The sequence below is a fragment of the Pseudonocardia broussonetiae genome, from assembly GCF_013155125.1.
Classification (GTDB): Bacteria; Actinomycetota; Actinomycetes; order Mycobacteriales; family Pseudonocardiaceae; genus Pseudonocardia; species Pseudonocardia broussonetiae.
This window is the reverse complement of sequence record NZ_CP053564.1, coordinates 2,983,314-2,997,000: the sequence shown is the minus strand read 5'-3', so window position 1 is coordinate 2,997,000 and position 13,687 is coordinate 2,983,314. Positions and strand designations below refer to the sequence as shown.

Genomic DNA, 13,687 nt, shown 5'->3' with positions numbered 1-13,687 from the left:
GTGGACCGTCCCTGGGCGCGCGTCCCGAGCTGGGTCGGGGCCGCCGTGCGGCCCGAGCTGGCCGGGGCCGTCGAGGAGATCATCACGGTCGTCCGGGCGGAGGTGCCCGACTACGCCCGCCCGCTGACCGGCCGCTTCGGCATGCGGATCACCGAGGGCGTGTCGGTCGCGCTGGGCCAGTTCGTCGACCTGCTGGGCCGCGACGAGGCCCTCACCGACACCCGCGTCTACCGCGCGCTCGGCCAGCTCGAGCACCGCGAGGGGCGGACGCTGGCCGCGCTGCAGTCGGCCTACCAGGTCGGCAGCCGGCTGCTGTGGCGCCGGCTCGGCGGCAGCGCCACGGCCCGCCAGCTCCCGCCGGAGGTCATCTTCGCCCTGGCCGAGGCCCTGTTCACCTACATCGAGCAGCTCTCGGCGGCATCGGTGGCGGGGTGGGCGGCGGAGGAGTCGAGCCGCGCGGGGTCGCTGCAGACGCGGCGCCACGCGCTCGTCGAGCTGCTCTCCCAGCAGCCGCCCGCACCCGTCGCCGAGGTGGAGCGGGCCGCGGCCGCCGCGGGCTGGCCCCTGCCGCCGCGGCTGGCGGCGCTGGCCGTCACCGACGTCGTGGAGGTGGCCGCGCGGATCCCGTCGGCCGTGGCCGCGGACGTCGACCCGGTGGGTCTGGCGCTGGTGCCCGTCGTCGACCGGACGGGGTGGCTCGAGCGGGTCCGCGCCGGCACCGGCGAGCGCCGCGCGGTGCTCGGGCCGGTCGTCGAGATCGGGGAGGCGCACCGCTCGATCGCCCGCGCGCGCACGGCGTGGCCGCTGCACGCGGCGGGACGGCTGGGCCCGACGGCCGACCGGCTCGTGCGCGCCGACGAGCACCTGCTCGCGCTGCTGCTCGCGGGCCAGCCGGAACTGGCCGACGACCTGCGCGCCCGCGCGCTCGCCCCGCTCCGGGACCTCCCCGCCGGGGCCGCGGCCCGCGCCGAGGAGACGCTGCGGGCGTGGCTGGACGCGCACGGCGACGTCACCGCCACCGCGGGCGCCCTGCACGTGCACCCGCAGACCGTGCGCTACCGCCTGGCCCAGCTCCGCGACACGTTCGACGGGGCGCTGGACGACCCGCTCACGCGCCTGGAGCTGGCGGTGGCGCTGCGCAGCGCGCCACCCGCCGAGCCCGACGCTCCGGGTCAGGCAGCCTTCGGGCCGCCGCCGGGGAACGCGTAACGGATGATCTTGCGGACCACCTTGGCGTACTGCTTGGGCAGCGGGCCGGCGGTGTAGGGCAGGCCGTAGCGCTCGCAGATCTCGCGCACCCGCGGGGCGATCCGGGCGTAGTGGTTGCTCGGGACGTCCGGGAACAGGTGGTGCTCGATCTGGTGGCTCAGGTTGCCCGTCATCAGGTGGAAGGCCGGGCTGCCGGTGAGGTTGGCCGAGCCGAGCATCTGGCGGACGTACCACTCGCCCTGCGTCTCGTTCTCCAGCCGCGACTCCTCGAACGACTCGACGCCGTCCGGGAAGTGCCCGCAGAAGATCACCGCGTGGGACCAGAGGTTGCGGACGGTGTTGGCCGTCAGGTTCGCGACGGCCGTCGACACGAAGCCGGGGCCCGACAGCAGCGGGAACAGCACGTAGTCCTTGGCGAGCTGCTTGCGCGTCTTGCGCCAGAGCGCCTTGAGCTCCTGCTTGGCCTGCGCCCAGGGCTTGGTGCCCTCCTGGACCTTCTCGAGCTCGATGTCGTAGATCGCGATGCCCCACTCGAAGATCAGCGAGAGGCCGACGTTCGTGAGCGGCTGGATCAGGTCGATCGGGCGCCACGGCTGTTCGGGCGTGACGCGCATGACCGCGTAGCCGAGGTCGCGGTCCTTGCCCCGCACGTTGGTGAACGTGTGGTGCTCGTAGTTGTGCGACTTCTGCCAGGCCTTGGACGTGGACGCGTGGTCCCACTCCCAGGTCGTGGAGTGGATCTTCGGGTCCTTCATCCAGTCCCACTGGCCGTGGAGGACGTTGTGCCCGATCTCCATGTTGTCGAGGATCTTGGCGACCGAGAGCGCCGCCGTGCCGGCCACCCAGGCCGCCGGGTTGAGCGAGAAGATCAGCGCGCCGCGGCCGGCGATCTCCAGGCCGCGCTGCAGCTTGATGACGTTGTGGATGTAGCGGGCGTCGGTCTCGCCGAGGCTGCCGATCACCTCGTCGCGGATCGCGTCGAGCTCGACGGCGAGCGCGTCGTACTGCTCGGGCGTGAGGTGCGCGGCGGCGCTCGGGGCGATGGTCGGCACGCTGCCGGCGATGCGGCTGGGCAGCGGGTTCTCGACGACGAGCGGCTCGGACTTGCGCATCGAGGTGGTGCGCGTGACGGGTCTGTCGATGGCGATGGTCATGAGGATGTCTCCTAGAGCTCGATCTCGACGTCACCGGCGGCACCCGACACGCAGGTCCGGACGTGGTCGCCCGGGGTGTCGTGCAGCTCGCCGGTGTTGAGGTCACGGACGGCGCCCGAGCGCAGGCGCCCGACGCAGGTGTGGCAGATGCCCATGCGGCAGCCGCTGGGCAGGACCGCGCCCGCCGCCTCGCCGGCCACCATGAGCGGCGTACCGGGGGCGACCTCCGCGGCGATGCCGCTGGTGGTGAACGAGACGGTGCCGCCCGCGCTGTCGCCGGCGAAGGCCGGGGGGACGAAGCGCTCGATGTGCAGCGTGTCGGGGTCGCCGGAGCGGGCCCAGTGGGCGGTGAGGTCGTCGATCATCCCGGCGGGGCCGCAGAGCCAGGTCTGGCGCGCGGCCCAGTCGGGGACGCAGTCGCCCAGCGAGTCGGCGGTGAGCCGGCCCTCGAGCGCGGTGTGGCGCTCGATGAGGCGCAGCCCGGTGGACGCGGCGAGCGCGCGCAGCTCGAGGCCGAAGACGACGTCGCGCGGCGTGCGGTCGCAGTGCACGAGCACCGCGCCGTCGAGCGCCTCGGGACGGGACACGGCCAGCTCGCGCAGCATGCCCATCACCGGGGTGATGCCGCTGCCCGCGGTGACGAACAGCAGCTTCTCGGGCACCGGCGACGGCAGGACGAACTCGCCCGCGGGCGGGCCGAGCCGGACCACCGTGCCGACCGGCGTGCGGTGGGCCAGCGCGCCGGACACCGCGCCGCCGGGCACCGCGGTGACGGTGACGGCGAGCAGGTCGTCGGCGGGGCGCGACGTGGCCGAGTAGGTGCGCCAGTGCCAGACCCCGTCGAGCCGGACGCCGAGGCCGACGAACTGGCCGGGGACGTGGCGCGTGCGCGCCCGGCCCGGGCGCAGCAGCAGGGTGGTGGTGTCGGCGGTCTCACGACGCAGGCCGACGACCTTGGCGTGGGGCTCGCTCGCCGACCACATCGGGTTGAGCGTGCCCAGCACGTCGTCGGGCAGCAGGGGCTGGGTCAGCCATCCCGCTGCCGTGTAGGCCCGTCGGCCGATCGCACTGAGAACTCCCATGACCGCAACGGTATTGCGCTTTTCGACAGGTCGCCACGGCCCCGGCCACGACCACGACACCGTTTCTGTTGCGTACGCCAAGAACCGGTGGTCAGAAGCGGAGTTTGAGCGCCGTCTCGACGAGGTCGTCGTTCCCTGTACCCAGCCAGCCGTCCGGCCTAACCAGGACGTCCTCGAACCCGATGCGGGTGTCGAGGTTGTTGCGCATCGCGTACTCGAGCACCGGCCACGCGCCGTCCTCCTCCCCGTGCAGCAGCACGGGGACGTGGAGCGAGCCGAGCGCGCGCAGGATGCGGACGCCCTCGGCGACGGCCGTGTCGGGATCGGGCACCGTCGACTCGGCGAGGACCCGGACCGTGCCGGGCGGAACGCCGGTCGTGCGCAGGGTCACGGCGTCGCCGCCGGTCCACACCCCGAGCTCGACGCCGATGCCGACGGACGCCGCGGCGGCGCACACGTCGGTCCAGCCCTTCTCGTGGACGTTCACCGAGCACACGTCGGGCTTGCCCATCCCGAGCCGCCCCCAGGCGAGCACGGCCTCGATGCGCAGCCGCGGGTCGGGCTGGATCCACCGGCCGGTGGTGACCCCGATCTCCATGTGCGGCACCTCGGCGCGGATCGCGGCGACGGCGTCGGCCACGTGGACCGGGTCGAGCGTCTCCTCCGCGCCGGGACCCCTCGGGTGCACGTGCACCGAGGAGATGCCGTGCAGGGCGACCGCCCGCGCGTCCCGGGCCAGGTGGCGGGCGAGGACAGGCAGGGCGGGGTGCGCGTCGGCGGGACGCGATCCGTTCAGCACCGCTTGCAGCACCAGTACACCCTCGTCACACGAGGATCCTAGCCCCGGGGCTCCCGGCCCGGCCCCACCGAGTGGAGACCCCGCTGACCCTCTGGCGAGGTGCCGAGCGGAGTGGCAAGGACTGCGCATCTCCTGGCCGTTCCCGCACGTCCGGACGTGCGCGGTAGTCGAGGGGTGCGGGGATCGACGGTGGGTGCGCGGGTGGTCACGGAGGGCGTCGGCGGGCCGGTGGCGATCGTGACGGGGGCGTGGGGGCGGGACCGTGGTGGTGCGCTTTCGGTGATCACCGGGCCGGCGTCGGTGCGACGGGCCCCTGCCGGTCGTTCGGCGGCGCGTCGGGCCGCGCCCGCGCACGCGTCCTGGCGTCTCGCCCGCCCGGGCATGCGCGGAACGCAGACAGGTGCGCCGTTCGGGCGGTCGGGTGTGCTGATCGCCGAGAGTGTGACCAGGAGGTCGCGGCGGGGGCCGTGAGGGTGCGGTCCCGACGATCACCGGCCCGTGATCGTGGAGAGTGCGACGTGGCGGTCGTTGGTGGGGCCGTTGTGGTGCGGTTCAGGTGATCACGGTGCGGGTGCGGGTGCGGCCGAGGACCGGCGATCGTCCCGCGCGCGTTCTCGGCTCCCGCGCGCCATCCCGCCTCCCGCCCGCCATCCCGCCTCCCGCGCACCTTCCCGCCTCCCGCGCACCCCCGGGGACGCGCGGGAACCTGCTCGGCGCGCGGGAGCGTGCGGGACGAGCGCACGGGCGGAGAGGGTGTGCTCGCACCGCGACCGGGGACTCGCGGCCATCCCGCGCACGTTCTCGCCTGCCGCGCGCGTTCCCTGCTCCCGCGCGCGTTGCTCTGCTCCCGCGCGCCCCCGGGAGCGCGCGGGAGCCTGCTCGGTGCGCGGGACCCCGCTCAGCGCGCGGGAAGGGGCGCGGGCGGCGGGGAGGGCGTCGACCCCGACCGCGCACCCTCCGGTCGCCTACGCGCGCTGCGCATCGACGGGTGCGTGGGTGGGGCAACGGGCAAGTGCCGCCCGGGGACTCGCGGCCGTCCCGCGCACGTTCTCGGCTGCCGCGCGCGGGAAGGCGCGCGGGAAGGCGGGCGGGCGGGGGGGCGCCGGCAGTGGCGCGCGCACCGGGCACGAGCAACCCGTGGGACAACGACCGAACTGCGCACCTCGCGGCCCCGCGACAACGTGCCGGCATGCGCAAAGGGTCAGAGGGTGCGCGGACGGCCAGAGGTTGCGCGGGTGGCGGCCGGTGCGCGGGTGGCGGCCGGCCGGTGCGCGGGTGGCGGCCGGCCGGTGCGCGGTGGCACACCCGGCCGGTGCGCGGGTGGTCGGCCGGTGCGCGGTCGGCACACCGGCCGGCGCGGCGCGCGGGACGCGGGGAGGGCGGGCGAGAGGCGGCGGCGCGGCGAGGGCGGGTGGAGGGCGGTGGCGTCAGGCCCCGGCCGTCGCCACCTCCGTGGCCGCCTCCGGCCCGCGCTCGAGCAGCACGCGGAAGCCCGCCTCGTCGAGGACGGGCACACCGATCTCCAGGGCCTTGTCGTACTTCGAGCCGGGGGCGTCGCCCGCCACCACGAACGCGGTCTTCTTCGACACCGAGCTCGCGGCCCGGCCGCCGCGGGCGGTGATGGCCTCCTTGGCCTCGTCGCGGGAGAAGCCCTCCATCGAGCCGGTGACGACGATCGAGAGGCCCTCCAGCGAGCGGGGCACCGAGGCGTCGACCTCGTCGACCATCCGCACCCCGGCCGCGCGCCAGCGGGCGACGACGTCGCGGTGCCAGTCGACGGAGAACCAGTCGCGCAGGGCCGCCGCGATGGTGGGCCCCACGCCCTCGACGCCGGCGATCGGCGCCAGCGCCGCGGCCAGTGCCTTCGTCCGCGCCCGCGTCTCGGCGCGCGCCTGCTTCTCCGCCGCCGCGGCCCGCTCCTCGTCGGACAGCTCCGCGGGCGCCTCCGCGCCCGCGTCGAGGGCCTCGGCCTCGGCCTCGACCTCGGCGGCGGGCACCGGCTCGGCCGGGTCGTCGGCCGAGCCGTCGGAGGTGATGACCAGGCCGGCGGCCTCGGTGTCGCGGGCGGCCGAGTCGGCCGCCGCCTCGATCGCGTCCATCGACCGGAACTCGCGCGCCAGCGCCTGCGCGGCGGTGGGCCCGACGTGGCGGACCGACAGCCCGACGAGCACCCGCCACAGCGGCCGGTCCTTCGCCGACTCGAGGTTGACGAGCAGCTTGCGGCCGTTGGCCGACAGCTCCCCCGCCTTGGTGCGGAACAGGTCGGTGCGCAGCAGGTCGTCCTCGGTGAGCGCGAAGACGTCGCCCTCGTCGCGCACCACCCCGGCCTGCAGCAGCGCGACGGCGGCCTCGTAGCCCAGTCCCTCGATGTCGAACGCGCCGCGGCCCGCGACGTGGAACAGCCGCTCCCGCAGCTGCGCGGGGCAGGACCGGGAGTTGGGGCAGCGCAGGTCGGCGTCGCCCGCCTTCTGCTGCGCGAGCGCCGTGCCGCACTCCGGGCAGTGGGTGGGCATGACGAACTCGCGCTCGCTGCCGTTGCGCGCATCGACCACCGGCCCGAGCACCTCGGGGATGACGTCGCCCGCCTTGCGGATGACGACGCGGTCGCCGATCAGCACGCCCTTGCGCTTGACCTCGTGCGCGTTGTGCAGCGTGGCCATCGACACCGTCGACCCCGCGACGACGACCGGCTCCATCTGCGCGAACGGCGTGACGCGCCCGGTGCGCCCGACGTTGACGGCGATGTCGAGCAGCGTGGTGATGGCCTCCTCGGGCGGGTACTTGAACGCGATCGCCCAGCGCGGCGCGCGCGAGGTGGAGCCGAGCCTGCGCTGCAAGGCCACCTCGTCGACCTTGACCACCACGCCGTCGATCTCGTGCTCGATGTCGTGGCGGTGCTCGCCCCAGTACTCGGTGTGCGCCACCACCTCGTCGACGCCCGACAGCACCACGGTGCGCTCCGACACCGGCAGCCCCCACGCCCGCAGCGCGTCGTAGCCCTGCGACTGGCGGACCAGCGCGAACCCCTCGCGCTTGCCGAAGCCGTGGCAGATGAGGCGCAGGTTGCGCGACGCCGTGACCCGCGGGTCCTTCTGCCGCAGCGAGCCCGCCGCGGTGTTGCGCGGGTTGGCGTACACCGGCTTGCCGGCCTCGACCATCTGCGCGTTGAGCGCCTGGAAGTCCTCCAGCCGGAAGTAGACCTCGCCCCGCACCTCGACCAGCGCCGGCACCGGGAACTCGTCGGTGCCGGTGAGCCGCTCCGGCACCTCGACGAGCGTGCGCATGTTGAGCGTGACGTCCTCGCCCGTGCGGCCGTCGCCCCGGGTGAGCGCGCGCGTGAGCCTGCCGTCCTCGTAGAGCAGGTTGACCGCCAACCCGTCGATCTTGAGCTCGCAGAGGTAGTGCACCTCCTCCGAGCCGACGTCGCGGGCCACGCGCTCGGCCCACGCGCGCAGCTCGTCGGCGGCGAACGCGTTGTCGAGGCTGAGCATCCGCTCGAGGTGGTCGTGCGCGGTGAAGATCGTCGAGAACCCGCCGACCCGCTGCGTGGGCGACTCCGGCGTGACCAGCTCGGGGTGCGCCTCCTCCAGCGCCAGCAGCTCGCGCCACAGCTCGTCGAACTGGCCGTCGGAGATGATCGGCGCGTCGAGGACGTGGTAGCGGAAGAGGTGCCCGGAGACCTCCTCGGCCAGCTGCGCGTGCCGCTCCGCGGCGTTGACTGGGCTCACGACCGGCAGGTTACCCAGGACCACCGACGGTTTCCGGGCGCTCACCCGAACCGGCGTCGCGCTCGGCCTCCAGCGCGGCGAGCAGGGTGCGCAGCAGGTGGTCGAGGGTGCGGCGCTCGTCGGCCGTGAGCGCGTCGAGCAGCCGCTCCTCGTTGGCGACGTGCTCGGTGACGGCCGCGTCGACGGTGGCGCGCCCCTGCGCCGTGAGGCTCACGCGCATGCTGCGGCGGTTGTCCGGGTCGAGCGCGCGGTCGACCAGGCCGGCGGCCTCGAGGCGGTCGAGCCGGTTGGTCATCGCGGCGGGCGAGAGCATCAGGCCCCGCGCGAGCACCGACGGCGTGAGCGTCCACGGCTCGCCGGAGCGGCGCAGCGACGCGAGGACGTCGAAGTCGCCGGTGGTGAGCCCGTGCGCGGCGAACACGCGCTCGATCAGCGGCCCGGCGACGCCGAGCAGCCGGCCGAGCCGCCCGAACGTGCCCATCGCGTCCAGCGGCAGGTCGGGGCGCTCGGCGCGCCACTGGGCGATGTACCGGTCGACGGCGTCCACGCGGGAAGAGTACTTGACTCCGTACATTTCGACGTCGTACTTTTCGCGTCATGAACAGCATCGAGTACAGCGCGGAGACCGACGTCGACGCCCCCGCCGCCGCGGTGTGGGCCCTGGTCGCCGACTACGGCCGCGACCCCGAGTGGCGCGACGGCGTCGCCACGATGGCTCCGTCGCCGCCGGGCCCCGTGCGGCCGGGCACCACCACCGACGAGCGGATGCGGGCGATGGGCCGGGCGTACCGCAACGGCGGCGTCGTCGGGGAGGTGGAGCCGGGCGTCCGCTTCACGTGGCGCACGACCTCGGGCGTCGACGCCGACGGCGCCCGCACCGTCCGCGACCTCGGCGACGGGCGCAGCCGCGTGCGGCTGGAGGTGCGGCTGCGCCCGCAGGGCGCGCAGCGGCTGCTCGCCCCGGTGCTGCGGGCCGTGCTGCGCCGCGGGCTCGTCGCCGACGCCGCCCGCCTGCGCGCGCTCGCCGAGCGGGCGGTGCAGCGGACCTGACGGGTCAGCGCCGCTCGCGGTCCTCGTCCCGGGCGTCGCGCTCGTCGTCGGGGTCCGCGTCGGGGTCGACGTCGGGCGGGTCCAGGAAGGCCGCGCCCAGCTCGCGGCACAGCTCCAGGGCGCGCCGCGCCCACGCCGGCGACGTGCCCGCGAGCCCGCACGTGGGAGTGGGCACGCAGAGCGAGGAGAGGCGGACGCGGTCGAAGCCCAGGCGGTCGGCCAGGTCGAACGCGGGCTGCGCGAGCCGCCGGGACGTGACGCGCCCCCGCGGCTCGACCGACGGCACGAGCCCGAGCAGCAGCGGCGTGCCGGCGTCCCAGATCTCGCCGATCCGGTCGAGCGCCGCGGGCACGGCGGTGCGCCCGGACACCGCGGGGCGGGTGGCGTCGACCGACACCGCCGACGCCCCGACGCCCGCCAGCAGCTCCAGCGGGGCGTCGTCGGCGCAGCAGTGCAGGACGGCGGGCACCCCGACGTCGGCGATCAGGTCGCGCAGCACGTCCGCCGCGACCGACGCGGCGACCGCCCGCACCGTGCCGTAGCCGGACGGCGTGGGGATCCGGGCGCCGAGCACGGCGGGCAGCGACGGTTCGTCGATCTGCAGGAGCACCTGGGCACCGGTGCGCGCGGCGACCTCGGCGACGTGCACGCGCAGGCCCTCGGTGAGGCTGGCCGCGAACTCGTGCACGGCCCCGTGGTCGGTGAGGACGCGGTGCCCGGTGCGCAGCTCGACGCCCGCCGCGAGCGTCCACGGGCCCGCGGCCTGCACCTTCACCCAACCCGGGCGGACCGGGTCGCACGCCTCCTGGAGGGCGTCGAGGTCGAAGCGGAGCAGGTCGAGGGCGCGGCGGTGGTCGTGACCGGGCCGGGACACGACCCGGTAGCCCGAGGGCCGGACCTCCACCGCGATGTCGACGAGCAGCGCCGCCGTGCGCCCGACCATGTCGGCGCCGACGCCGCGCGCGGGCAGCTCGGCCAGGTGCGGCAGCAGCGGCAGCTCGCCGACGATCGTGGCCGAAGCCTCGGCGACGTCGGTGCCGGGCATCGAGCCGACGCCGGTGGCCGCGCCGTCGGGCCAGCGGGGCCGCTCGCGCGGGGTCTCGTCCTCCTCCTCGACGACGACGGCGCGCGGCGCGGGCGGGGGCGGCGGCGGGTCGCCGGGACGGGCGCCGCCCAGCCCGGCGGCCGCCAGCGCGGCGGCCAGCGGGTCCTGCGGCTCGGGCCCCGCGGGGGCGAGCCCGGCGGCGGCGAGCGCGGCGGCCAGCGGATCGTCGGTGCTCATGGCGCGTGTCTACCAGTGCGGGCTCAGCCGGCGCGGTAGCGGGCGTCGAAGAAGCAGTAGATGCCGAACGCCGTCAGCCCCAGCGCGAGCAGCACCAGCAGCGGCGGCCCGTAGGGCTGGTCGGCGAGCGCCTGCAGCCCCGCGTCGAGGGTGGTCGGCTGCTTCGGGTCGTACCGGACGGCGGCGACGACGAGCAGCACCCCCGGCACCCCGTACGCGAAGCCCGCCGCGACCCAGCCGACCTGCCCCGTCCGCGTGACGAGCGTGGAGCGGCGCAGCCCGGCGCCGCGCAGGTCGAGCTCGCGCAGGAACGTGTGGCGCACCCCGCGCCGCACCGCGTACGCCGACCCGACCACCACGCCGACGCCCGCCAGCCCCACCAGCACCGGGCCGGCCGGCCACCCGAGCACCACCGACGCGAACGACGGCTGCGTCGACGGCGCCCCGCCCTTCGCCGCGATCGACCCGGCCGACCACGCGAGGACCCCGAACAGCCCGGCCTCGGCCAGGTTGATCGCGACCCGCCGCGCGCGCTGGCGCGGGGGGAGCTCGCGGTGCCCCAGCACGGCCTCGGCGAGCTGCCACAGCACCAGCGCGACGAGCCCCGCGGTGACGATCCACAGCAGCACCACCCCCGGCCCGGTGGCCGCGACGGCCTGCAGCGCGCCCTTCTTGTCGGCCCGCTCCGGGTCGCCGAACGGGACCTGCACGGCCAGCGCCGCGACGAACAGGTGCACCAGCCCGTAGGCGACGAGCCCGATCCGGCCGATGGTGCGCACGAGGATCCCCGCGCCCTCCGTGGCGTCGTCGCGCGAGACATCGGCGGTGATGTCGGACATCTCGGGCCTCCCGGGGTCGGCGCATCGTGGCAGGCGGCGGGCCCGCGGCGCCAGCCGTGACCGGGCGCCGGGGCCAGGTGCGGCCGAACGGCCGAACGGGCGTGCTGGCGTCCTCCGGAACGGGTGCTGGCACCCTCCCCCGCCCGGCCCGCGGCGCCGACGCTCGACGTCGTGGACACCGGACGGCTCCTGCGCTCCCTGCCCGCCCTGCTCGCCGCCGGGGCGGTCGCGCTGCTGGGCGCCGGGGTCGTGACGGTCGCGACGCACGCCGGGGGCACCGAGGCCGCGCCCGTGGTGCACGCCGGCGATCACCCCGGCGGTCACGGCGGCGGTCACGGCGCGGGTCACGGGGCGGGTCACGGCACGGGTCACGGCACGGGTCACGGGGAGCCCGGTCGCAGCGTCACCGACCTCACCGGCCCCCGCGACGGCGAGCCCGACGTGCGGTTCACCCTCACCGCGCGGCACGCGCCCGTCGGGGGCGTCGACGCCCTCACCTTCGACGGCACCGCGCCCGGCCCGGAGCTGCGGGTGCGGGCGGGGCAGCTGGTCGAGGTCGAGCTGCGCAACGCCGACGTCGAGGAGGGCGTCACGCTGCACTGGCACGGCCTCGACGTCCCCAACGCCGAGGACGGGGTGGCGGGCGTGACGCAGGACGCCGTCGCGCCGGGCGGCACGCACGTCTACCGCTTCCGGCCCGAGCAGGCAGGCTCGTACTGGTACCACTCCCACCAGGACTCGGCGCGGACCGTGGCGCGGGGGCTGTTCGGCGCGCTGGTGGTCGAGCCGGCCGGCGGCGGCGGGCCCGACGCCGTGCTGCTCGCGCACACGTTCCCCGACCCCGGTGCCGTGACCGAGCCCGTGATCGACGGGCCGGTGCGCCGCGACCCGGTCGAGCGCGTCCGGATCGTCAACACCGACTCGACGACGCAGACCTGGGCCGTCGACGGCGCCCCGTTCACGGTCCTCGCGATCGACGGCACCGACCTCACCGGTCCGACCCCGCTCGACGGTGCGGTGCTGCGCGTCCCGGCGGGCGGGCGCGTCGACGTCGGACTGGCCGGGCCCGCGACCGTCGGGCTGGTGGACGGGCCGTCGGTCGGCTTCGGCGTCGACCCGGTGCCGCTGACCGGGGGCGGGCCGGAGTTCGACCCGCTCGCCTACGGCACCCCGGCGGCGCCGGAGACCGGGCCGTTCGACCGCGAGCTCCTCCAGGTCCTCGACACCGAGCGCGTGACGCGGCGCGGCGTGCCGTCCGTCGTCTGGACGATCAACGGGTCGCTCGACCCGGAGCCCGCGACCGTCGCCGAGGGCGAGCTCGTCCGCGTGACGATCCGCAACGACGGCACCGACGCGCACCCCATGCACCTGCACGGCCACCACGTGCGCGTGCTCTCGCGCGACGGCGTCCCGGCGACCGGGAGCGCGTGGTGGACCGACTCGCTCGACGTCGGCCCCGGCGAGACCTTCGAGGTCGCGTTCCGCGCCGACAACCCCGGCATCTGGATGGACCACTGCCACAACCTGAATCACGCCGCCGCCGGGATGGTCATGCACCTGACCTACGAGGGGGTCAGCACCCCCTTCCGGCACGACGGGGGTGCGGGAAACACCCCCGAATGATCGCGGTAGCACTCCTGACCAGCGGTAACAGCGTTCCTAGGCTTTCCCCAGAACGACCGAGACCCGACCCGGAGGACCCGATGGACACCCGACGCCCCCTCACCGCGGCCGTCTTCGCCGCCGCGCTGATCAGCGTGACGACCGCGTGCGGCGGCGCCGCGGCGCCGGCCCCCGCGGCGGCCGACCAGCCCGCCCCGACCACCGCCGCCTCGTCCGTCGACACCGCCTGCACCAACCTGCTGGGCATCGACGCCACGCCGACGCCGGAGGAGGGCCCGGAGAGCCCGCCGGCGCCCGAGGAGGTCAAGGCGTGGGGGGCGACGATCACCACGATGCTCGACGCCGCGCTCGCCGCCGCACCCCCCGAGCTGACCCCCTCGCTCACCGCGCTCCAGCCCTTCGTGCAGACCGCCGCGAACGACGGCGTCCTCCCCGCGTTCGACGACCCGGGCCTGAACGCCGCCCTCGCGGGCTACGAGACGTGGGCCCACGACAACTGCGGCTACCAGAACATCGACCTGGTCGGCCGCGACTTCGAGTTCACCGGCGCCCCCGCCACCCTGGAGCCCGGCCCGATCAGCGTGCTGATGGAGAACCGGAGCGAGGACGAGCAGTTCCACGTCGCGCTCCTGGCCCGGGCCAAGGACCCCGCGATGACGGCCGAGCAGTTCACCGCGATGCCGATGGAGGAGCTGTTCGGGGCGGTCGACCTCGTGCCGGGCGCCGCGGCGGCGGCTCCGGGGCAGACCGGCGGCACGCTCGCGGACCTGGAGCCGGGGACCTACTTCCTGTTCTGCCCGGTCGGTGACGAGGGCGAGATCCCGCACCACCTGCAGGGGATGATCACGACGATCACGGTGGCCTGAGGGCGTTGCAGGAAAGCCACGTTCATGCAGCCCGGTTGCATGAACGTGGCTTTCC

General features: G+C 75.7%; 11 protein-coding genes. 4 read left to right on the top strand and 7 right to left on the bottom strand.

What is annotated here, in order from left to right:
* Nucleotides 1–1,209 carry a PucR family transcriptional regulator gene (locus HOP40_RS15000; RefSeq protein ID WP_172158994.1) on the top strand — a complete coding sequence of 403 codons (1,209 nt, stop codon included), beginning with the start codon at nucleotides 1–3 and terminating at the stop codon, nucleotides 1,207–1,209.
* Here HOP40_RS15000 and HOP40_RS14995 read toward each other — a convergent pair.
* The 5 genes from HOP40_RS14995 to HOP40_RS14975 form a co-directional block, all read right to left on the bottom strand.
* Nucleotides 1,173–2,363 (bottom strand): fatty acid desaturase family protein, encoded by a 1,191-nt coding sequence (locus HOP40_RS14995; RefSeq protein ID WP_240157683.1) that lies wholly within the window; start codon nucleotides 2,361–2,363, stop codon nucleotides 1,173–1,175. The two genes, HOP40_RS15000 and HOP40_RS14995, sit on opposite strands and share 37 nt — an antisense overlap.
* Nucleotides 2,364–2,374: 11 nt before the next feature.
* Entirely contained in the window at nucleotides 2,375–3,445 is a 1,071-nt protein-coding gene (locus tag HOP40_RS14990) for a ferredoxin reductase (RefSeq protein ID WP_172158992.1), read from the bottom strand.
* A gap of 91 nt (nucleotides 3,446–3,536) precedes the next feature.
* On the bottom strand, nucleotides 3,537–4,244 hold the full coding sequence (locus HOP40_RS14985) for a 3-keto-5-aminohexanoate cleavage protein (protein WP_240157682.1): 708 nt from the start codon (nucleotides 4,242–4,244) through the stop codon (nucleotides 3,537–3,539).
* Between the two features lie 1,427 nt (nucleotides 4,245–5,671).
* Nucleotides 5,672–7,972: an NAD-dependent DNA ligase LigA gene (ligA, locus tag HOP40_RS14980; RefSeq protein WP_240157681.1), complete on the bottom strand. Its 2,301-nt coding sequence runs from the start codon at nucleotides 7,970–7,972 to the stop codon at nucleotides 5,672–5,674.
* A gap of 10 nt (nucleotides 7,973–7,982) precedes the next feature.
* Nucleotides 7,983–8,519, bottom strand: a complete 537-nt coding sequence (locus HOP40_RS14975; protein ID WP_338053066.1) for a MarR family winged helix-turn-helix transcriptional regulator — start codon at nucleotides 8,517–8,519, stop codon at nucleotides 7,983–7,985.
* Nucleotides 8,520–8,569: 50 nt separating this feature from the next.
* Here HOP40_RS14975 and HOP40_RS14970 point away from each other — a divergent pair, with 50 nt between their 5' ends.
* Nucleotides 8,570–9,022 (top strand): SRPBCC family protein, encoded by a 453-nt coding sequence (locus tag HOP40_RS14970; RefSeq protein WP_172158973.1) that lies wholly within the window; start codon nucleotides 8,570–8,572, stop codon nucleotides 9,020–9,022.
* 4 nt (nucleotides 9,023–9,026) lie between these two features.
* On the opposite strand, the gene HOP40_RS14965 is transcribed toward HOP40_RS14970, so the two are convergent.
* On the bottom strand, nucleotides 9,027–10,304 hold the full coding sequence (locus tag HOP40_RS14965; RefSeq protein WP_172158971.1) for a uroporphyrinogen decarboxylase/cobalamine-independent methonine synthase family protein: 1,278 nt from the start codon (nucleotides 10,302–10,304) through the stop codon (nucleotides 9,027–9,029).
* 23 nt (nucleotides 10,305–10,327) lie between these two features.
* The gene (locus HOP40_RS14960) at nucleotides 10,328–11,143 is read right to left on the bottom strand and encodes a DUF1206 domain-containing protein (RefSeq protein WP_172158968.1); all 816 of its coding nucleotides are present in this window, start codon (nucleotides 11,141–11,143) and stop codon (nucleotides 10,328–10,330) included.
* Nucleotides 11,144–11,314: 171 nt separating this feature from the next.
* Between HOP40_RS14960 and HOP40_RS14955 the strand changes: the two genes are divergently transcribed.
* Entirely contained in the window at nucleotides 11,315–12,766 is a 1,452-nt protein-coding gene (locus HOP40_RS14955) for a multicopper oxidase family protein (RefSeq protein ID WP_172158966.1), read from the top strand.
* A gap of 80 nt (nucleotides 12,767–12,846) precedes the next feature.
* Nucleotides 12,847–13,632, top strand: coding sequence for a hypothetical protein (locus tag HOP40_RS14950; RefSeq protein WP_172158964.1), 786 nt, complete (start codon nucleotides 12,847–12,849; stop codon nucleotides 13,630–13,632).
* Nucleotides 13,633–13,687 lie beyond the last annotated feature (55 nt).

Bases quoted from the DNA above. Each gene is read 5' to 3' on its own strand.
- HOP40_RS14995 (WP_240157683.1), bottom strand. From the start codon at position 2,363: ATGACCATCGCCATCGACAGACCCGTCACGCGCACCACCTCGATGCGC.
- HOP40_RS14990 (WP_172158992.1), bottom strand. From the start codon at position 3,445: ATGGGAGTTCTCAGTGCGATCGGCCGACGGGCCTACACGGCAGCGGGA.
- HOP40_RS14970 (WP_172158973.1), top strand. From the start codon at position 8,570: ATGAACAGCATCGAGTACAGCGCGGAGACCGACGTCGACGCCCCCGCC.
- HOP40_RS14965 (WP_172158971.1), bottom strand. From the start codon at position 10,304: ATGAGCACCGACGATCCGCTGGCCGCCGCGCTCGCCGCCGCCGGGCTC.
- HOP40_RS14960 (WP_172158968.1), bottom strand. From the start codon at position 11,143: ATGTCCGACATCACCGCCGATGTCTCGCGCGACGACGCCACGGAGGGC.
- HOP40_RS14950 (WP_172158964.1), top strand. From the start codon at position 12,847: ATGGACACCCGACGCCCCCTCACCGCGGCCGTCTTCGCCGCCGCGCTG.